General features: G+C 60.8%; 17 protein-coding genes. 5 read left to right on the forward strand and 12 right to left on the reverse strand.

What is annotated here, in order from left to right; translation table 11 throughout:
* Window positions 1-6: 6 nt before the first annotated feature.
* Both GSQ73_RS08900 and GSQ73_RS08905 read right to left on the reverse strand, forming a co-directional pair.
* On the reverse strand, window positions 7-1,929 hold the full coding sequence (locus GSQ73_RS08900; RefSeq protein WP_158883156.1) for a M48 family metallopeptidase: 1,923 nt from the start codon (window positions 1,927-1,929) through the stop codon (window positions 7-9).
* 52 nt (window positions 1,930-1,981) lie between these two features.
* Window positions 1,982-2,569, reverse strand: a complete 588-nt coding sequence (locus tag GSQ73_RS08905; protein WP_158883409.1) for a LemA family protein — start codon at window positions 2,567-2,569, stop codon at window positions 1,982-1,984.
* Between the two features lie 55 nt (window positions 2,570-2,624).
* Between GSQ73_RS08905 and GSQ73_RS08910 the strand changes: the two genes are divergently transcribed.
* Window positions 2,625-3,938, forward strand: coding sequence for a serine hydrolase domain-containing protein (locus tag GSQ73_RS08910; RefSeq protein ID WP_158883158.1), 1,314 nt, complete (start codon window positions 2,625-2,627; stop codon window positions 3,936-3,938).
* 78 nt (window positions 3,939-4,016) lie between these two features.
* Here GSQ73_RS08910 and GSQ73_RS08915 read toward each other — a convergent pair whose 3' ends face one another.
* From GSQ73_RS08915 to GSQ73_RS08950, 8 genes are all read right to left on the reverse strand, one after another.
* A complete protein-coding gene (locus GSQ73_RS08915) occupies window positions 4,017-5,057 on the reverse strand; it encodes an energy transducer TonB (RefSeq protein ID WP_158883160.1) in 1,041 nt (346 codons plus the stop codon).
* Window positions 5,058-5,390: 333 nt separating this feature from the next.
* Window positions 5,391-5,894, reverse strand: coding sequence for a met regulon transcriptional regulator MetJ (gene metJ, locus GSQ73_RS18115; protein ID WP_158883162.1), 504 nt, complete (start codon window positions 5,892-5,894; stop codon window positions 5,391-5,393).
* Window positions 5,895-5,947: 53 nt separating this feature from the next.
* Window positions 5,948-6,181 (reverse strand): hypothetical protein, encoded by a 234-nt coding sequence (locus GSQ73_RS08925; RefSeq protein ID WP_158883164.1) that lies wholly within the window; start codon window positions 6,179-6,181, stop codon window positions 5,948-5,950.
* A 457-nt stretch (window positions 6,182-6,638) separates the two neighbouring features.
* Window positions 6,639-7,034: a glycine cleavage system protein GcvH gene (gcvH, locus tag GSQ73_RS08930; protein ID WP_158883166.1), complete on the reverse strand. Its 396-nt coding sequence runs from the start codon at window positions 7,032-7,034 to the stop codon at window positions 6,639-6,641.
* A gap of 91 nt (window positions 7,035-7,125) precedes the next feature.
* Entirely contained in the window at window positions 7,126-8,226 is a 1,101-nt protein-coding gene (gene gcvT, locus GSQ73_RS08935) for a glycine cleavage system aminomethyltransferase GcvT (protein WP_158883168.1), read from the reverse strand.
* A gap of 102 nt (window positions 8,227-8,328) precedes the next feature.
* Window positions 8,329-10,194, reverse strand: a complete 1,866-nt coding sequence (gene cysC, locus GSQ73_RS08940) for an adenylyl-sulfate kinase (RefSeq protein WP_158883170.1) — start codon at window positions 10,192-10,194, stop codon at window positions 8,329-8,331.
* Complete coding sequence (gene cysD / locus GSQ73_RS08945; RefSeq protein ID WP_158883172.1) at window positions 10,194-11,111, reverse strand: sulfate adenylyltransferase subunit CysD; 918 nt, start codon at window positions 11,109-11,111, stop codon at window positions 10,194-10,196. The genes cysC and cysD overlap by 1 nt, the downstream gene beginning before the upstream one ends.
* An 86-nt stretch (window positions 11,112-11,197) precedes the next feature.
* Window positions 11,198-12,595, reverse strand: a complete 1,398-nt coding sequence (locus GSQ73_RS08950) for an amidase (RefSeq protein WP_158883174.1) — start codon at window positions 12,593-12,595, stop codon at window positions 11,198-11,200.
* A 170-nt stretch (window positions 12,596-12,765) separates the two neighbouring features.
* On the opposite strand from GSQ73_RS08950, the gene GSQ73_RS08955 reads away from it, so the two are divergent.
* The 4 genes from GSQ73_RS08955 to GSQ73_RS08970 all read left to right on the forward strand — a co-directional run bounded on the left by GSQ73_RS08955 (window position 12,766) and on the right by GSQ73_RS08970 (window position 18,335).
* Window positions 12,766-14,367, forward strand: coding sequence for an electron transfer flavoprotein-ubiquinone oxidoreductase (locus GSQ73_RS08955; RefSeq protein ID WP_158883176.1), 1,602 nt, complete (start codon window positions 12,766-12,768; stop codon window positions 14,365-14,367).
* Window positions 14,368-14,443: 76 nt separating this feature from the next.
* Window positions 14,444-16,525 (forward strand): glycosyltransferase, encoded by a 2,082-nt coding sequence (locus GSQ73_RS08960; protein ID WP_158883178.1) that lies wholly within the window; start codon window positions 14,444-14,446, stop codon window positions 16,523-16,525.
* Window positions 16,526-16,624: 99 nt separating this feature from the next.
* Window positions 16,625-17,371: an electron transfer flavoprotein subunit beta/FixA family protein gene (locus GSQ73_RS08965; RefSeq protein WP_158883180.1), complete on the forward strand. Its 747-nt coding sequence runs from the start codon at window positions 16,625-16,627 to the stop codon at window positions 17,369-17,371.
* Between the two features lie 22 nt (window positions 17,372-17,393).
* Window positions 17,394-18,335 (forward strand): FAD-binding protein, encoded by a 942-nt coding sequence (locus tag GSQ73_RS08970; RefSeq protein ID WP_158883182.1) that lies wholly within the window; start codon window positions 17,394-17,396, stop codon window positions 18,333-18,335.
* 68 nt (window positions 18,336-18,403) lie between these two features.
* On the opposite strand, the gene GSQ73_RS08975 is transcribed toward GSQ73_RS08970, so the two are convergent.
* Both GSQ73_RS08975 and GSQ73_RS08980 read right to left on the reverse strand, forming a co-directional pair.
* Window positions 18,404-18,838, reverse strand: a complete 435-nt coding sequence (locus tag GSQ73_RS08975) for a hypothetical protein (protein WP_158883184.1) — start codon at window positions 18,836-18,838, stop codon at window positions 18,404-18,406.
* Entirely contained in the window at window positions 18,835-20,598 is a 1,764-nt protein-coding gene (locus tag GSQ73_RS08980) for an LTA synthase family protein (RefSeq protein WP_158883186.1), read from the reverse strand. Before GSQ73_RS08980 ends, GSQ73_RS08975 begins: the two co-directional genes overlap by 4 nt.
* Window positions 20,599-20,751: the final 153 nt, after the last annotated feature.

A 20,751-nucleotide genomic window follows, 5' to 3' on the forward strand; every position in this document is an offset into this window, starting at 1 on the left:
GGTCGATCAGATGGGTAGCGGGCAATGCAGGCTGGCACAGATCACCCGCAACAAGGCCGCTTCATCCGCGTTGACGACGCCGTCGGCGCGAATCGCGCTGACCAGACTCTGGACGAGCACGTCCTTGGCGATCGGCATCAACCCGTCCAGATCATCCAGCGCGCGCTCGAACGGTGCCTGCCAGGCAAGGGGTGGCGCTTGCCAGTTCATCGCCTCGCCCGGAAACGCCTGCTGCATGGCGAGCAACCACGCGCGCCGCGATGCCGACTCGTCATTGCTGCCGTTGGCGGCCACGATGGCGCAGACCAGCACCACGCTGTCGCGGCACGAAGGAAGTTTCTTCAGGCCTTCCATCGGCGTGCGATTCGGACGCTGCGCTTCCAGCAACTGCACACGCAGCAAACGGATCAGGCAATATTCATCGAGATCCACGCGTCCGTCGGCGCGCACGAGCGCATCCAGCGTGTCGAGCAGTGTCTGCCTACGACCATCGGGCAACTGTTTCAGCGCGGGAAAGGCGAGCGCTGCCAGCGGCAGTCGCAACTCTGGCGACAATGTTTCGACGTCGACGAATGCGGCATCGGCATCGCGTCGCGCATCGTCACCGAAAGCATCAGCCACGATGCCGCGTTGACGCGCCTGCAGATCCGGCTGTGCGGATATCGCAAGCGACAGCACAACGACCAGTGCCGATTCCGGCTGACGAACTGCCGATGTGAGGCTGTCGGGAAGACTCCGACGCAATGCACCGGCCTGCTCGAAATCCGGCCCGCCCACTGCGGCTTGGGCGACGACCGCGCCGGCAACGATCGGAGGCAGCGATGACGGAAGCGAGATGCCCGGCATCTGCAGCGGATTCGATGCGGTTCCGGCACCCGGCGTGGACGATGGCGATGATGACGGCGCCTCGGCCTTCCTTTGCAGCGATACCGCGAACTGCACCAGATCCTCTTCGCGAAATCCCGGTTCGAGATCGCGGATGCGATCGACCAACGGCGGATGCGTGGCGAACAACGCGCTGAATTTTCCAGCTTCGCCAAAAAGCATGTGTGCCACTTCCTGTTTGTTGGCGACCTGCAATTCGGAGCCTTCGCTCAGCACCGCGATTTTTTTCAGCGCACCGGCGATGCCGTCGGTCTGTCGGGTGAACTGCACCGCCGATGCATCGGCCAGTGATTCGCGCGAGCGCGCCACGGCCGCCTGGATCAGACGTCCAAAGAAGTAGCCGATATAGCCCACCACGATCAGCGCCAGGCCGATCATCCAGACCTGACCGCCACCGCCATCGCGGCGACTGCTGCGCCCGCCGCCGAACCAGATCACCCGGCGCCCGACGACCGCCAGCACCAGGATGCCGAACAACAAACCCATCAGGCGAATGTTCAGGCGCATGTCACCGTTGAGTACGTGGCTGAACTCGTGCGCGATCACGCCCTGCAGCTCGTCCCGATTGAGGTTGTCGAGGCAGCCTTGCGTCACGCATACCGCTGCGTCGGATGCCGAGTAACCGGCGGCGAACGCATTGATGCCGTGCTCTTCGACCATCAGGTAGATGTCAGGCACCGGCACGCCTGCGGCGATCGCCACTTCCTCGATGACGTTGCGCAGCTGACGCAATTGCGGATCGTGCGGATCGGTCGGAACCATCACCGCACCGACGCTTTCGGCGACTGTCTTGCCGCCGCCGGAAAGACTCATGATGCGGAACAGGGAACTCAGACCGATGCCCGAGAGCACAACGACCGTGCTGGTGAAAATCAACGACGCGTTCGATGCAGTCGGTCCGCCGTCCGCCGGCCGGTGGTGGCCCATGGCGATCCATACGACCACATCGATGGCCACGACGATCGCGATCACCGCCAAGGCGAACAACAGCACGAGTCGCCGGCTGCTGCTGCGCACGCGCGCTTGTTGCGCAAAGAAATCCATCGGGTCTCCTGCCGAGCGATCACCGCGACTCACGTCGCGGTGACGCAGACGATCAGGTGAAGGAAACCTTTGGCGCGTCGCGCACGGCCGGATCCTCGACCTTCAGCGGCTCGGCCGCGACAAACCCGAAGCTGTTGGCCACGAACGAGGCCGGAAACACTTCGCGCTTGTTGTTATAGGTCATCACCGAATCGTTATAGGCCTGACGCGCGAATGCGACACGGTTTTCCGTGGAGGTTAGCTCCTCGGAGAGCTGCATCATCGTCTGGTTGGCCTTCAGATCAGGATACGCCTCACTGAGTGCGAACAAACGACCCAGATTTTGTGTCAAAGCATTTTCGCTGCTTGAAAGTTGCTGCATCGCCGCCGGGTCGCCAGGGTTTGCCTTGGCACTTGCCAATCCACTCACCGCCGCATTGCGGGCCTGTACCACCGCTTCCAGCGTGCCGCGTTCATGGGCGAGATAGCCCTTCGCGGTTTCGACCAGATTCGGAATCAGGTCGTGACGTCGGGTCAGCTGCACATCGATCTGCGCAAAGGCATTCTTGTAGCCATTACGCGAAGTCACCAGTGCGTTGTAGATCGCCACGAAGTACAAGACAATCAGAACGACAACAATCAGAACAATGATCAGACCCATCGCTATATCCTCCACCCAACGGCGCTTCCCCACGCCGGAATCAAGCCAGAATACCATGCAGTTTCGAAAGTTTTTCCTGTTGATCGCCGGCGCGATCACGCTCGTATGTCCGCCCGTTTTCGCGGGTACTCAAGGCGCTGCGCCACGGCCTGTCGTGGACGCACCAGGCAAGCTGTCTTCGTTGCCATCCGCACGCGTGAAGGCGACGTTCGCCGACTACCAGCACTGGCTCGACAAGCTCGATGAACGCCATGCGGTGGCCGGCCTGGCGACCGCGGTGGTGGTCGACGACAAGGTGGCATTCGAACGCACCATCGGATACGCCGATGCGTCGTCGCATCAGCCGATCACACCGAACACCGTGTTTCGCCTCGCGTCGCTGTCGAAAGCTTTTGCGACGGCGTTGACCGGCTTGCTTGTCGATGACGGCAAGCTGGCGTGGGATACCCGCCTGATCGACGTGCTGCCTTACTTCAAGCTCAAGGACATGCAGGCGTCGCAACAGGCCACCGTCGCCGACATCATGGGCCAGCGCCTGGGACTGCCGCACAACACGTACGACAACATGCTCGAAGGCGACATCCCGTACGAAGAGCTGGTGCGCAAACTCGACGAAGTCGACATGACCTGCGCCGTGGGTCAGTGCTACGGCTATCAGAACGTGGCGTTCGGCATGATCGGTGACGTGGTGCAGGCGCGCACCGGCGATTTTTTCTATCGGCTGGTCGACAAGCGCATCTTCTATCCGCTGGGCATGACAACGGCGAGTTATGGCCGCGCCGCGCTGGAAGCGAGCAAGAGTTGGGCGCGTCCGCATCGACCATCGGGCCGCGGCTGGGTTCCGTTCGAACCCAGCGAAACTTATTACCGCGTCGCGCCCGCCGCAGGTGTCAATGCCAGTCTTCATGACATGGAAAAATGGCTGATAGCGCAGATGGGCGGACGTCCGGATGTGTTGCCGCCGGCGATGCTGGACATCGTGCATGCGCCCGGTGTGCCGACACCCACCGAGCTGCGTGCCACGCCGTGGCGCAGCGCGCGACTGACTGCAGCGCACTACGCCATGGGCTGGCGCGTTTACGAATACGGCGGCGAAACGTTGATCTATCACGCAGGCGCGGTGGCGGGCTATCGCACGATGATCGGCTTCTTTCCGAAGTACCACGTTGGCGTGGTCACGCTGTGGAACTCCACCGGTCCCGTACCGAGCGGCCTGATGCCGATGGTGTTCGACAGCTTGCTCGGGTTGCCGCACGTCGACTGGGCCGGCGTCGAAAGCGAAGCTCCCGCGAAAGCAGCAGCGCCGAAGCATGGCAAGAAGAAAGCAAAGGCTCGCACGCGCAAGCATCGGCCTGTACGTCGTCACTGAATCGGAACAGCGATGGTTACAAAGAAAGGGCGCATGAAACATGCGCCCTTTCTGTTTTCCACTTCCATATCGCAGCGGTTAGAGTTTGAACTCGATGCGTTGCTGCTTGACGCTGTCTACCGCAACACCGCCTTTCATCGCAGGCGTGAAGCGATATTTCTCGATGGCATCCAGTGCGGCGCGTTCGAAAACGTGGCGAGGCTGTGCGTCGACCACCTTGACGTCCGACGTGCGACCGTCCGCACCGACCGTGAACGACACCATGACCCAGCCTTCCTGCCGCGCACGCATCGCCGCCGTCGGGAAGCGAGCCGGCGACGCCCGCAACAAGACAGCGTCACTGTTTTGTCCACCTGCCGCGCTGGCCGCCGGACTCTGCTCGGATTGCAGCGGTTGCGCCGCGGCCGTCTGTTGCTGTGGCGTCGGCTGCACGACACGCGCCTGTGCAGCCTTCTGTTGCTCGGCAAGCCTCGCCTTCTGCTGTTCGGCAGCTGCCAGTTGATCCGCAGCCAATTTGTCCGCTGCGGCCTTTTGCGCCGCGGCCAGCTGGGCCTTCTGCTGATCGACCACATCCTGTTGTTGCTTGTCGAGCAACTTGCGTTGCGCGTCGAGCTTGGAACGCAGGATGGTCAAGGTGAAGTTGGCGGGGTCGGCTTTGGCGAGCAGATCGATCTGACGCTGAGCTTCATTGAAGTCGCGTGAGTTGACTGCCTGTTCCGCCGATGTCGCCGCGAACGGAAAAGTCTCGCGCAACGCATCGGACGCCACCTGATTCCCCGGCTGTTTCGTGAGCACGCGCAGATAGAACTCAAAGGCGTTGTTGCCAGCCGGTGCGAGATATCGCTGCTCGTTGATGGCTTTGCGTGCCTCGCCGAGCAGCTGATCGATATCCATGCCGGCAACATTTGCTGGCGGCGGTGGCGCTGCGCGTTCCGCAGCGGACACCGGCGTGGACGGATGGCCACCGCCGTCCTCCATCACCAGTTCCTGATGCGGCTTGATGATGAGGAACCATGCACCGATGGCAAGCAAGGCGATGATGGCAATGATGGCAATGACTAAAGGCCTGACGGCCCCGCGCGCATGCCGGCGCGCAGCAGTTCTCGTTCGGGTATCCATGGTCTCTCGCTGAGTGTCGACAGATACCCGCGCTTTTTCCCCCTGTAGGAGCAACCAGTCCCCCGGACTTGTTGCGGCGCGGATGAGCGAAAGGTAACTCCAACGGGCCGAGACGGCAAATGGCCGTCCGCGTGGTGGTCGAAGAATCTTGCTATCGGTTGTACCGGGCTTCGCGGGCGTTGCCTCACGCGGTCGGAAAGTTTCTCGATCCCTGAAACGAAGAATCCCGGCCGGGCCGGGATGAATCTTCTTCGAAGTGCTCTCCCCGCGCTGGGCACCGCGGGGAGAGAAGTCGATTTACCTATTATTAGTGTGCAGCGTATTGCGTGACGCTTACTTCTTGGCTTTTGCGGTCTTGGTGGCTTTCATCACCTTGGCCGGTGCAGCTTTCTTGGCGGCGGCCTTCTTCGGCGCAGCCTTCTTGGCGACTTTCTTCACCGCAGCTTTCTTTGCGGTTTTCTTGGCGGCGGCCTTCTTCGGCGCAGCCTTCTTCACGGCTTTCTTGGCTGCCGGCTTCTTGGCGGCAACCTTCTTCACGGTGGATTTCTTGGCGGCCTTCTTGGCGGCCGGTTTCTTTGCAGCGGATTTCTTGGCAGTGGCCATAGTTCGTCTCAGCTCCTCATCAGTTGGCAGTGGTTGCCCAGTAAAAGCGTGCAGGAACGCTTCGACCAACAAGTCGCTGTTGGTAGCGTGCCGTAAATTGTTCACTTGACGGTGCGTGCGCAAATCGGAAAGCCGCCGCAAGACATGCAGCGGAATCGAGACAGTGATCTTGCGAACTGCGTTCGCCTTTTCACCGTGCTCAACGTACGGCTTGATGAATTTTGCTGTCGCCATAACGCACTTTCCCCGTGATCTGTTGCGAAAGCTATCCCCGAAGATTTCCGGTGTCAATTGATTTTAGCCATGAAATCAATCGGCTCCGACAACCCCGAAACCCTCAAAGCCCGATGCAGCAACGGCTCGCGGCCAATACGGCAATATTTAATTGGACGTCCATACGTCCATACAAAAAAGTCATGAAAAGCGGCCTGTGCTTCGAAAGCATTGCTGCGCAAGGGTTTCAGGGCAATTGGCAAGTCCGGCGATGCGACGAGAATTTTTCTTCTCCGAAAATTGCTCATTGAAATTTTGCGATGTGCCTGCTTGTTCCGGACATGAACGCAGGGCCACTGAGGGGCTCGGAAGGGTCAAAAATAATTTGCAAATATCCGAGCCGCGCATCCGTTTTCGGTCTCGAACATCTTTCGAAGGCGACGAGTCATGTCGACTGACTCGTTTGTTCGCGATGCGATGCCGATCATTTTTTCGATGCGCGCGATCGCTTCACGAGAAAATTTTCGGCCACATTTTTCTCTCGTCGATCACGTCGTGCGACTTTGAAGCGAAGCATCGCAAGAAGATTTAGCAGGCGCACTGGTCGATGACGATCGATATCGAAATCGTGATGCGATGCGTGCACTCGGCGTGACGATGCAATGAAAAACTTCAGGGCTCGAAGAGCAACGGAATCCGGTGCCGAATATCAAATGAAGACGGCCGCACAAGGCGGCCGTCTAAAAAAAGAGTTCGGAGTGAAGCTCAGTGGTCTTCGTTTTCCACCAGCTCTTCGTACTCGTTCGCGTCCATCAGTTCGTCGAGCTCGCCGCGATCGCTCGGACGCACCAGGAAGATCCAGCCCTCTCCGAAGGCGTCCTCGTTGATGGTTTCCGGCTTGTCGTTGAGCTGCTCGTTGATCTCCACCACTTCACCGGAAATCGGCGAGTAGATATCGGAGGCGGCCTTCACCGACTCCACCACGGCTGCACCGGTGCCTGCCTTCACGGCGGAACCGACTTCGGGCAGCTCGACATAGACCAGATCGCCCAGTTGCTCCTGCGCGTGGTGGGAAATGCCCACACGAACCAGACCGTCATCTTCGATGCGGGCCCACTCGTGGGACTTGAGGAATTTCAGATCGCCAGGAATCTCGCTCATGATCGGGTCCAGTAGTTGGTTTTAGTCAGCTTGCGATCGGTGATTCTATCTGCATCGCACGGTGCGCAAAACGTGTCATGGATGGCAACGCTCAGATGCCGTCGCAAGGTTTGCCATCGCGCACGAACGGGTACTTCACCATCCGCACGGGCACTTCCCGGCCGCGGATGTCGACGCGGACGTCGCCGGGTTCGCCGGCAGGAATTCGCGCAAAGGCTACCGCCTTGTTGAGGGTGGGCGAAAAACTGCCGGAGAGAATTTCGCCCTGGCCGTTCGCGGTCAGCACTTTCTGGCCGTGGCGCAGCACGCCTTTATCGTCGAGCACCAGACCGACCATCACGCGTTTCACGCCGGCCACCTTCTGGGCTTCGAGCGCATCGCGACCGATGAACCTGCGACCTTCGTCGAGCGTGATAGTCCAGCCGAGATTCGCCTCCCAAGGCGAAACGTCCTCGTCCATGTCCTGACCGTAGAGGTTCATGCCCGCTTCGAGCCGCAGGGTGTCGCGCGCACCGAGGCCGGCCGGCGCGACACCGGCAGCGGCCAATGCATCCCACAACGCGACTGCGTGATCGTTCGGCACGATGATCTCGAATCCGTCTTCACCGGTGTAGCCCGTGCGTGCGATGAAAAGAGGCATGCCATGCGGACCCTGCGCCGCGGCGGCAGCGAACTTGCCGAGCTTCTCGATGCGCGCACGATCGACCTCGTGCAGCAGGCCCAGCACCTTCGCGCGTGCCTGCGGACCCTGCACCGCGATCATCGCGAACTCCGGGCGCTCGATCACCTGCACATCGAACGCGGCGGCCTGCTGTTCGATCCATGCCAGATCCTTCGCGCGTGTCGCCGCGTTCACCACCAAACGGAAATGTGCTTCGTCGAAAAAATAGACGATGAGATCGTCGATCACGCCGCCGCCCTCGTTCAACATGCACGAGTAAAGCGCCTTGCCGGTGATCTTGAGCTTGTCGACACTGTTGGCCAGCAGGTGGCGCAGGAATTCCCGCGTGCGTGCGCCATGCAGATCGATCACCGTCATGTGCGACACGTCGAACATGCCGGCGTCGTTGCGCACGGCGTGGTGTTCGTCGATCTGCGAGCCGTAGCTGATCGGCATGTCCCAGCCACCGAAATCCACCATGCGTGCTCCGAGCGCGCGATGGGTGGCATTGAGCACGGTCTTGTCGGTCATTGCGGCGCAGCCTGATGAAGTGAGTTGCGCATTATCGCCGCGGACCCATGGCAATCCAAGCGCGGGCGGAACGGCGGCAACGATGTTTGCGCGACGCGCAACTCAGATTGCCGGAATCCGCTCCGCGACCTGCTCCGCCATCTGCTCGGCACGCCGCCCGGCCGTGACCAGATGAATGTCCGGTGCCTGCGGCCGCTCGTAAGGCGCATCGATGCCGGTGAAGTTCCGGATCAGGCCGGCGCGCGCCTTGCGGTAGAGGCCCTTCGCATCGCGCGCCTCGCATTCCTCGACGGTGGCATCGACGAATACTTCGAAGAATTCGCCCGGCTCGAACAGCTCCCTCGCGGCGCGGCGTTCGCTTTCATAAGGAGAAATGGCGCTCACCAGCACGATCAGGCCCGCATCGACCATCAGATGCGCGACTTCGGCAATGCGGCGGATGTTCTCCACGCGATCCTCGGGCGTGAAGCCGAGATTCTTGTTGATGCCGTGGCGCACATTGTCGCCATCCAGCAGATAGGTATGGAAACCCAACGCATGCAGGCGACGTTCGACCAGGTTGGCGATCGTCGATTTGCCGGCGCCCGACAGGCCGGTGAACCACAGGCAGAGTGGACGCTGATTCTTGCTGGCGCCGCGCACGCTCTTGTCAATGTCGAGGTGTTGCCAATGCACATTGGCGGAGCGGTCCAGCGCGAAATCCAGCATGCCGCAAGCCACCGTGGCGTGGTTCTCGCGATCGACGAGGATGAAACCACCCAGCGTCCGGTTGACGTTATAGGGCTCGAAGGCGATGTCGGCGTCCAGACCCAGCGTGCAATAACCGACTTCGTTGAGTTCCAGGTGTCGCGTCGCAAGCTTGGCCTGCGTGTTCACATCCACCTTGTGCTTGATCGACATCACGCGCGCGTTGACGGTGCGCGTGCCGACCTTCAACCAGTAAGTGCGATTGGGCATCAATGGAACGTCGCCCATCCACAGCAGATGGCAGGTGAACTGATCGGCCACCGGTGCTGCATGCAGAGCATCGGCGATGACATCGCCACGCGTCACATCGATCTCCCGATCCAGGCAAAGCGTTACTGCCTGGCCGATCTCCGCCGCGTCCACATCGCCCTCGGGCGACACCACGCGTTCGACCCGCGCACGCTGGAAGCCGGGCTGCACGACAATCTCGTCACCGCGTGCCACGCGCCCACCGCAAATCGTGCCGGCGTATCCGCGGAAAGAATGATCCGGCCGATTGACCCATTGCACGGGCATGCGGAAGTCCGATGCGCCCGCAACCGCAATGTCGATCGATTCCAGCAGCTCCAGCAATGATGGCCCGCGATACCAGGGCATGCGCGACGAGCGCGCGCCGACATTGTCGCCGCTCAATGCGCAAACCGGCAGGTAGTGGACTTGTTCGATGCCGAGCTCAGGCGCCAGCTCGCGATATTGCGTGACGATCTCGTCGTAAACCGTTTCGTCGTAACCGACCAGATCCATCTTGTTGATCGCCAGCACGACCTGGCGAATACCCAGCAACCCGCAGATAAAACTGTGCCGGCGCGTCTGCGTGAGCAGGCCCTTGCGCGCATCGACCAGCACGACGGCGAGCTCCGCGTTCGACGCGCCCGTGGCCATGTTCCGCGTGTACTGCTCGTGCCCCGGGCAATCGGCGACGATGAAACTACGGCGCACGGTATGGAAGTAGCGATACGCCACGTCGATGGTGATGCCTTGCTGCCGCTCCGCGTCCAGCCCGTCGGTGAGCAGCGAGAAATCCAGCACGTCGCCCGCGTCGGCATGCAGGCGACGGCTGTCGCCGGCGAGCGCGGCGAGTTGATCGTCCGGCACCACGCCGGCGTCGTAGAGCAGCCGGCCGAGCAACGTGCTCTTGCCGTCGTCCACGCTGCCGCAGGTGATGAAACGCAGCAGGCCCTTGGCCACAACGACGCCGGATTTTTCGGAGGACGTCGTCATCAGAAATACCCTTCCTGTTTCTTGCGCTCCATCGAGGCCGACGGATCCTGGTCGATCACCCGGCCCTGCCGTTCGGAGCTGCGGGACGTGGCCATCTCCTCGATGATCTTGTCGAGCGTATCCGCGGAGGATTCAACCGCACCCGTCAGCGGATAGCAGCCGAGCGTGCGAAAACGCACCTCGCGCATCTGCGCCATCTCGCCTTCGCGCAACGCATAACGATCATCGTCGACCATGATCAGCGCGCCGTCGCGTTCGACCACCGGACGCGGCTTTGCGAAATACAGTGGCACCACCGGAATGTTTTCGCGCTGGATGTAAAGCCACACGTCGAGCTCGGTCCAGTTCGACAACGGAAACACCCGCACGCTTTCCCCCTTGCTGACGTGCGTGTTGTAGGTGTGCCAGAACTCGGGGCGTTGGTTTCGCGGATCCCATCGGTGCTGCGCATTGCGAAACGAGAAGATGCGTTCCTTCGCGCGGGATTTCTCCTCGTCGCGTCGTGCGCCACCGATCGCCGCATCGAACGCGTACTTGTCCAGCGCCTGCTTCAACGCCGCAGTCTTCATCACGTCGGTATGCACGGTCGCACCGTGCGTCAACGGCGACACGCCCTGACGCAAACCTTCCTCATTGATATGCACCAGAACGTCCAGATCGCCGGCCGCGGCTACCTGTTCGCGGAAGGCGATCATCTCGCGGAATTTCCAGGTCGTATCCACATGCAGCAAGGGCATCGGCGGGCGCGCCGGATAAAACGCCTTGCGCAGCAGATGCAGAAGTACGGATGAATCCTTGCCGATCGAATACAGCATCACCGGACGCTGGAACGACGCCGCCACTTCGCGAAAGATGAAGATGCTCTCGGCTTCGAGATCATCGAGATGGGAGCGTGCTGGAAGCAAGGAAGTCGTCATGCCATCGGATTTCGAAAGTGGTTCGCCACGACAACGCACAGCGTCGTCGCCGGACATTGGAACTGGGGCGCCATCTTACGCGATGCTCAGGCCAGCACGGGATACACCGGCTCCACATCCAGCGAGGCAGCGCACACCGAAGCCAGTTCGAGCAGGCGCAGATCCGAACCGCGTGCACCAACCATCTGCAGGCCGATCGGCAATCCGTTCGGCAACGTGCCCATCGGCAGGCTCACCGCGGGACAACCGGCGAGGCTGGCGAAACTCGTGAGGTCGGCCACGGAATCGGGCTCCGGGCCGTCCAGCAGAAACGCGCCCTGTGGCGTGGTGGGCAGCACCAGCACATCGACCTGCGCGAACAGGCGGCGCATCTTCAGCGTGGCCGCATCGAGCACGCGATCGGCAGACGCATAATCCGCGGCGCTTCTTTGCGCGGCGAAATCGAGCATGTGGCGGAACCGATCGGATACCGGTTGCGCGGTATTCGTCATGTCGTCGGCGAACGTGCCAAGCATTTCCGCTTCCATCAGCAAGAGTCCGGCACGACGAGTGCGGCCGAAATCCCAGTCGTCGAAATCCACCTTGCGACGATCGTTGAGCGCGTGCGTCAGCTTCGCGAGCGCCGCTTCGAATACATCGATGACCTCCGGTTGCACGCGGACCGCGGCGAGGTCAGGCAACAAACCGGTGCGCAGATTGCCCGGCTCCCAGTCCGGCAGCGCGAACGCAACGCGACGACGACGCGAGCGCGCGTCGTCCGCGTCGTAGCCGGCCAGCACCTGCAGCAGCACAGTGAGATCGTCCGCGCTGCGGGCCATCAAACCCACTGCATCGAGCCGACGCGCCGCGGGCACCAGACCGCGCGCGGAAATTTCGCCATGTGTCGGCTTGAGCGCATAGATGCCGCAGTAGCTCGCGGGTATGCGGATCGAGCCAAGGCTGTCCGAACCAACGGCTGCGACAGCGAGCCCGGCGGCAACGGCCGCTGCCGCACCACCGGACGAACCGCCCGCGCTGTAACCATGGCGATGCGGATTGTGGGTGGCGCCGAAGTGCGGATTGTCGGTGGCTGCGCCCAGCGCGCCTTCGTCCATGTTGGTCTTGCCGACGATCACCGCGCCGGATGCGCGCAGCCGCGCGACCACATGCGCATCGTCCTGCACCGGTCGACGACGGCCCGGCAAGCCCGCGCGAGTCGGCCAGCCGGCCATGTCGAAATTGTCTTCCAGCGCGAGCGGAATGCCGTCGAGCCGGCCGATCACACCGTCACGCCGGCGCCGGTCGGCCATCTGTGCCTGCTCCTGCATCAGCGCCATGCGCAGGTCGATATACGCGTTCAATTCCGGATTGAGGCGCTCGATCGCCTGCTGATACGCATCGGTCAACGCCTGCGGTTGCACGCGGCCCAGTGCCAGCCAGTGCAGTAACTGGCACAGCGACGCGCGACGCAGGTCCTGATCGGCGATCGGTGGCATCGAATTCATGGGCTCTCCCTGATAATTGACGTGATTATCACCGTGGCGCGTGACTTGATTGCAAGCGGTGGCGCAGCACGCGTTGCCGCGCCGTACGCGAAACCGGACAATGCGCCACTGATTCGCGTCGCCTCGCATTGAAGATGCGCGCGCCGCCCACTGCACGATCGGAGTTCACCATGAGCGAACGCGAAACCATGGAATACGACGTCGTCGTCGTCGGCGCCGGACCGGCCGGGCTTTCGTTTGCGATCCGGCTCAAGCAGCTCAAGCCCGATGTGAATGTGTGCGTGATCGAGAAGGCCTCGACCATCGGCGCGCAGATTCTTTCCGGCGCGGTGATCGAGCCGCAGCCGCTGGACGACTTGCTGCCCGGCTGGCGCGACAACCCGCCGCCGATCTGCGTGCCGGCCGGCGAGGACGAATTCTGGTTGCTGAGCAAGGACGGCGGCCGCAAATTGCCGGTGCCGCCGGGCATGCGCAACCACGGCAACTTCATCGTGTCGCTCGGCGCGATGTGCGCGTGGCTCGCGCCGCAGGCCGAAGCGCTGGGCGTCGATGTGTTCCCCGGCTTCGCCGCCGCCGACACCATATATAACGAGGACGGCTCGGTCGCCGGCGTGCGCATTGGCGACATGGGCGTGGCGAAAGACGGCACGCACAAACCCGGCTACACCGAAGGCATCGACATCAAGGCCAAGGTCACCGTGCTTGCCGAAGGCGCGCGCGGCAGCCTCACCAAACAATTGATCAAGCGCTTTGCGCTGGACAAGGACAGCGATCCGCAGGGCTACTCGATCGGCATCAAGGAACTTTGGCAGGTGCCGGCCGACCGCGTGACCCCGGGAAAGATCGTGCACAGTTTCGGCTGGCCCGCCGACAACCACACGTATGGCGGCAGCTTCCTCTATCACCTGGACAAGGACCGCATCGCGCTCGGCTACATCAGCGGGCTCGACTACAGCGATCCCGAATACAAACCGTGGGAAGCCTTCCAGCAATGGAAGAACCACTCGATGATCAAGCCGCTGCTGGAAGGCGGCAGCATCCTTTCCGCCGGCGCACGCGCGATCGTCACCGGCGGATTCCAGTCACTGCCGAAAACCGAGATGCCCGGCGCGCTGCTGATCGGCGACACCGCAGGTTTGCTCAACGTGCCGAAAGTCAAGGGCACGCATCAGGCGATCCGGAGCGGCATGCTCGCCGCGGAACATCTTGCCGCCAGCGATTTCGTCGCTGCCGGATTCGACGCGAAGTTGCGCGATTCGTCGATCGTGGCCGAGCTGCGCAAAGTGCGGAACATCAAACCCGCTTTCAAGAAAGGTCTGTGGTTCGGCCTGCTCAACGCCGGTTGGGAAACCGCAACCGCCGGACTCTCGCCGTGGACGCTGAAGAACAAGGCCGACTGGTCGTCGCTACACAAGCTTGGCGCGCAGGAAGAACCCAAGCGCGATTATCTTCAGCGCACGCTCGCGCCGCGCGATCGCCTCGCCGGCGTGTACTTCGCCGCCACCGAACATGACGAAGACCAGCCCATTCATCTGCACGTGGCCGACACCTCGATCTGCATCGACCGTTGCACGACCGAATACGACAACCCGTGCACGCGCTTCTGCCCCGCCAACGTCTACGAAATTGTCGCCGATGGCGAAGGCAAGCGATTGCAGATCAACGCCGCCAACTGCGTGCACTGCAAGACCTGCGACATCAAGGACCCCTACGAGATCATCACCTGGGTGACACCCGAAGGTGGCTCGGGTCCGAACTACCAGAATCTGTGACTGCATCGATGAGCACAGGTGACGGCAAACGTGTTGCACTCGCGCGGATGGTCAAGCTCCCCCTGTCGAGAAGCGGATGCCGATCAGCACGCTGACATGGCGCCTGAAGCGCTTCCACTACTTGCTGCAACGCATCGTCGGCAGCATGGCCCAGCGCGGATTGCGCGGCACGTTCGCGCGAATCTCTCAGGAATTTCGCGCGCGTCCGGCCGAAGATACGCAGTGGAACCTGGTGCCGCTTGATGCGCCGTTCCAACCGTTCGCTCTGCCGAAGAGCGACGTGCCGGAGGTTTCCGTCATCATCCCTGTTCACGGAAAACTCGCGTGGACAGTCGCGTGCCTGCGTTCCATTGCCAAGCATCCACCGACTGCGCCGTTCGAAGTCATCGTGGTCGACGATGCATCACCGGACGATACGGCCGAGGTGCTCGCGCAGGTCGATGGACTGAACTTGCTGCGCAATGAAACAAACCTTGGTTTCATTGGCAGCAGCAACGCAGGCGCCAACGCCGCGCGCGGTCGCTATCTGCTCTTTCTCAACAACGACACGCAAGTCACGCCCGGCTGGCTCGATCGGCTTGTGCAGACCTTCGCCGAAGAGCCGCAATGCGGCATCGTCGGCAGTCGGCTGGCATATCCGGACGGCCGCCTGCAGGAGGCCGGCGGACTGGTTTATGCAGATGCCCAGGCATGGAACGTGGGACGGTTCGAGCAGCGTGAAGATCCGCGCTATCTGTATCGCCGTGACGTCGACTACGTGTCTGGCGCCGCACTGATGATCGAATCCGCGTTGTTCAGACGCGTGGGCGGATTCGACACGCTTTACGTCCCGGCCTATTGCGAGGATATGGATCTGGCCTTCGCCGTGCGCGCGCTCGGGTTGCGGGTGATCTATGAACCGTCGAGCCTCGTGGTGCACTGCGAAGGCATCAGTTCGGGTACCGATCCGTTCGTTGGCGTGAAGCAATACCAGATCGCCAATCGTGCGAAGTTCGTGGAAAAGTGGCGCGATACGCTGCAAAGCCAGCCAGCGCCGCGTACACCGGTCGAACAAGCGATTCACCATGGCCGGCGCCACATCCTGATCATGGATGCGCTTGCGCCTGAACCCACACGGGATGCGGGTTCGATGCAGCTGTACAACATCATGCAGTTGCTCCACGGCATGGGTTGGCGCGTGACGTTCATGGCAGACAATCGCCAGGCCACGCCTGATGAAATACGCACGCTGGGTCGTGTTGGTGTGCAGACGCTATGCAAGCCCTGGTCGCCATCGCTCACGAGTTGGCTGGCGCGCGAGGGAGACACGCTGAATGCAGTAATGCTGTGTCGCCACTACGTGGCCGACTCGAATCTTTCGCTGATCCGTCGCTTGGCGCCGAAAGCGAAACTGTTGTTCGACACCACCGATCTGCATTTCCTGCGCGAGCAGCGCGCGGCAGAACACACAGGCAGCGCCGCACTGGCGCGACAGGCAGCCGCGACGCGCAAGCGGGAGTTTGCAGTGATGCGCGCGAGCGACGCCACCTTCGTCGTCAGTACGGCGGAGCAGGAACTGCTTGCGCGCGAACTTCCGCAAGCAAATGTGCTGTTGCTTCCAAACATGCATGCGGTGCAGAAACGCGGTCCGGATTTTCAACACCGCGAAGGTCTGGTGTTCGTTGGAGGTTTCGGTCATCCGCCTAACGAAGACGCCGTGCGATGGCTGGTGACGGACATCTATCCCAAGGTACGCGCGCAACGGCCGGAGATTTCGCTGCATCTCATCGGTGACATGCCGGACGCTGCCAGGCAACAATTTCAGGGCGATGGCATCGTCGTGCACGGCCGCGTCGAGGATCTTTCCGGATGGATGCACAGCACTCGCATCGCGCTGGCGCCACTGCGATACGGCGCCGGAGTGAAGGGCAAGGTGAATACGGCGATGAGCTACGGACTTCCCGTCGTGGTCACCTCCATCGCAGCCGAGGGCATGCGCCTGCGCGACGGCGACAACGTACTGGTCGCTGATGACGCAGATGCGTTTGCAGCGGCCATCCTGCGTCTTTACGACGACGAACTGCTTTGGAACCGCATCTCGACGGCGAGCATGGCGCACGTGCAACGATATTTCTCGTTCGAAACAGCCCGCGAAACGTTGAAGGCCGCCCTGGGCTGATCCCGCGCCGTTCCAGCCGCGCTTCAAACGAATGTTCGTCGCCCGCTACAATGGCGGCTTGGCGCCGCGTCGAAGTGGCAACGAAGCAGGATAGTGCAGATGAAAATTCTAGTCGGCTACAAGCGTGTCGTGGATTACAACGTGCGCATCCAGGTGAAGCCCGATGGCAGCGGCGTGGTGACCGACGGCGTGAAACTTTCCGCCAATCCGTTCGACGACATCGCGCTGGAAGAAGCGCTGCGCCTGCGAGAAAAAGGCGTCGCCGAAGAAGTGATCGTGGTGGGCATCGGCCCGGCCGATCTCACTGCGCACTTGCGCAACGGGCTGGCGATGGGCGCCAACCGCGCGATCCATGTAGTGACCGCCGAGGCTGTGCAGCCGCTGACTGCTGCGCGCGTTTTCCTCAAGCTGATCGAGAAGGAACAGCCGGGCCTGGTGATTCTCGGCAAGCAGGCGATCGACGACGATGCGAATCAGACCGGCCAGATGCTGGCTGCGCTGTGGGATCGTCCGCAGGCAACGTTTGCTGGCAAGGTCGAGATCGCCGATGGCAAGGCCACCGTCACACGCGAAGTCGATGCTGGCCTCGAAGTAATCGAAGCAGAACTGCCGGCAGTGATCACCACCGATCTTCGCTTGAACGAGCCGCGCTTCATCAAGCTGCCGGACATCATGAAGGCGAAGTCCAAGCCGATCGACAGCATCGAGCTGGCATCGTTGAACGTCGAAGCACACGATCATCTCAAGACCACCCACTATGCCGCGCCGGCAAAACGCAGCAAGGGTGTGATGGTGAAGGATGCAGCCGAACTGGTCGCTGCGCTGAAGCAGAAAGGTCTGCTTTGAGCAGCCGCACGGGAGAACAAGCATGAGCAAGATTCTGGTCGTCGCCGAACATCTGGACGGCAAACTCAACTCTTCCACCGCGCGCGCCGTAAGCGCAGCTGCAGCGGTCAAACCCGACAACATCGACGTGCTGATTCTTGCCGACAGTGTCGACACCATCGCCACCGACGCGTCGAAGATCGAAGGCGTGAGCAAGGTGCTCACCGTTGCCCGATCCGAAAACTCGCATCCTCTGGCCGCTGTCCTGGCGCCGCAGATTGCCAAGGCAGCCGCTGGCTACAGTCACGTATTTTTCCCATCCACCACTTTCGGCAAAGACGTCGCGCCACGCGTCGCCGCGCTGCTGGGCGTGGCGCAAGTCAGCGATGTGATGACCATGGAGGCTGCGCATACATTCACGCGTCCGATCTACGCCGGCAATGCCATCATCACGGTCGAAGCGCATCCGGACCACGCGGTGGTCGCGACCATTCGCACCGCATCATGGCCCGCTGCTGGCAGCGGTTCGCAGAGCGCGACCATCGAAGCGTTGTCGCTCGACGTCGCACTGCCGACGCACACGCGCTTCATCAAACTGCGCCAGGGCAACAGCGATCGCCCCGACTTGCAGAGCGCGGGCAAGGTGGTTTCCGGCGGACGCGGGGTCGGTTCGAAAGAGAACTTCGACATCATCTACAAGCTGGCCGACAAGATTGGCGCTGCCGTGGGTGCGTCGCGCGCAGCAGTCGATGCCGGTTATGTGCCCAATGAACTGCAGGTCGGCCAAACCGGCAAGATCATCGCGCCCGAGTTGTACATGGCGATCGGAATCTCCGGCGCCATTCAACATCTCACCGGCATCAAGGACGCCGGCACCATCGTCGCGATCAACAAGGATGCCGAAGCACCGATCTTCGAAATCGCCGACCTCGGTCTGGTCGGCGATTTGTTCAAGCTGATTCCGGAACTCGAACAGGCGTTGTAGCCGTTCCTCGATAATACGGGCACCGATGCTGCGCCAAGGCTAAGCAAGTCTTGGCTATTGCATTCAGATCAATCCGCCGATGCAGGTCTCGGTGCCGTCGCACTTGCCACAGGCGCTCCTGGACAATCCGTCGACTCGAGCGTGCGCTTGGTGATTTCCCTGCCCTTCGCGTCCATCAATATCAACGAAGTGCCGTCCCTCATCCATTCACCTGTGTCCTGTACTCCCTTCGAATCTCCGGTGTACCAAAGCTGTGGAGTACTTCCCAAGTTATTGACATAGATGCTGATGGGACGGGAATACCTTCTTCCCACTTCCCATGTCACATGTACAACGGTGTTACCTCCGTTGCATTCGGAGAAATTTTCCGGCGTTATTTCCAGCGACGATCCGAAGAAAATCCAATGGCCACTCAGCAATCCCAGAACAAGCATCGCCATGATCGCCACGAGCATGCGGCGCTGGGCGCCCCATCGAAAAAAATCGCGGGCGGGGCGCATCATGGGTGCACCTCGGCGGCTGTGATTTTCTCGATATCCTTATCGAGTTGCCCGGTGAGATAGAGCCGTGATATCGAATCGACCCCTTGCATGGCCGCGCCCTTGCTCGCATTGTCCCGGTTTTGCATGATGCCTTCGGCCTTGCTGACAAGCTGATAGTACAAAGGCTTGTTCACCCCCGCCGCTTTCAGAATTTCGCCTCCCAGCATCCACGCATCAATATGCTTTCGAGGCATCTCGACACCCTGGCTGGTAAGAATGAACCAAGGCACGAATTCTTCAGGGCCGCTGAGCTTGTCGTCGAAACCACTGGCCTGATAAACCTTGTCGAGGCCTGGCAGATGGTCGCCATAAAATGCGAGAACATAGGGTCGTCGCCGGGTCTGTAGATAAGCCCAAAGACGACCGAGTTGCTGATCCGCATTCTCGATGTGGTACATATAATTCTTGTAATCGTTAACCGCGCCGGCAGGCCATTTTTCCGGTGCCTGAATGCTGTCGCGTCTTGCTTTGTCGCCCACCGGAACGATGCCGTAAGGCCCGTGACCTTCGATGCTGACGGCGAAAACAACCATCGGCGACTTTGCTTTGTCCAGAAGACCGATGATCTGGTCCGTCATGGCACTATCGGACAGGAACCAACCCTCGTGAATGGCGTTTGCCGGAAAATCTGCCGCGGTCAGGAACCGATCGAAGCCCATGGCATGAAATGCCTTCGCTCGATTCCAGAAGTTTCCATCATTGCCATGAACTGCGTATGCCGCATAACCCGCGTCGTGAAGGACACCGACAAGGCTCGGGATGTGATCCTTGTTGATCTGAAGATAGGGAAAGTCGATTTCCGGATAAGCCTCCATCGGAATGCCGGTCAGTACTTCAAACTCGGTGCGCAAGGTGCCGCCGCCAAAGGTCGGAGCTTTCATTGTGCCTCCGGTTCCTTGATCCATCGCTCGATGCAGATTCGGAAGCGATGTCTTGGTATCAGCGATGTCCTTCAGGATAGAAGGATCGAAAAAGGACTCACTCTGGATGATGACGATATCGGGTCGAACGTTGTCCGCTATTGCGTCTGAAGACGCGGTCGCGCCGGCACTGGAGGCCACGGAAGGCATGTCCACGAATGCTTTCACGGCGTTGTTGTCCACCGGAACATTGAGTGCCTTTGCATAATCGAGATTCGAATATTCGATGGAGCTCGCCAAACCGCCGTGCAAAATCGTCAGCACAGGAGACCAGGGAACCAGCCTGATTGCGATGGGATCGTATACGCGCGACGTCCAGCCTGCGGCCGTCACAAATGTGACTGCTAAATAAAATGCTGCCACACCCAACAACAGTCGCACCCAACTTCCTTTCCTGAAGAAAGCCCATTCAAATCGCCACGACGCGATGGCCCAGGCTATCAGGAGCAACGCAGCCAGCAGCAAATACCAGACCTTCGCATAGTTGGACAACAGATGAATCGTCGACAGGTGTATATCGCGAAGCAGGTACAAGTCACTGAAAGCCACAGGCACCGACAGGAATTTCAGCTTGAGAAAATTGGCGACATACAGCGCCAAAGCCAAAACCAGTGTGACCGACATGGCCACCGTCAGGCGGTTGATCGACACAAGAAACAGCAGAAAAAAAACTACAAAAGGTATGGCGTTGACGAAGAAACCATAGCTACCTGCATACGTCGACAACGCGACCTGCAGTGAAGCGCGATCCATGGTCCATATCAATGCGGCAAGCACCATGCACGACGCAATGAGGAGCATGCATTTCGCGGCTCCATGCCTCAAACCGACATACTGCTTCGAATTCATCCTAGCCATTCTTTATCCCCTGCAGATCAGACAGCCGATGAAACCCGCCCTCCCCCGGGGCTCGTGACACTCGCGGCAAGTCTTGGCTTTGTAATGGTCCTACAC

Source organism: Rhodanobacter sp. L36 (assembly GCF_009765755.1).
Lineage (GTDB): Bacteria > Pseudomonadota > Gammaproteobacteria > Xanthomonadales > Rhodanobacteraceae > Rhodanobacter.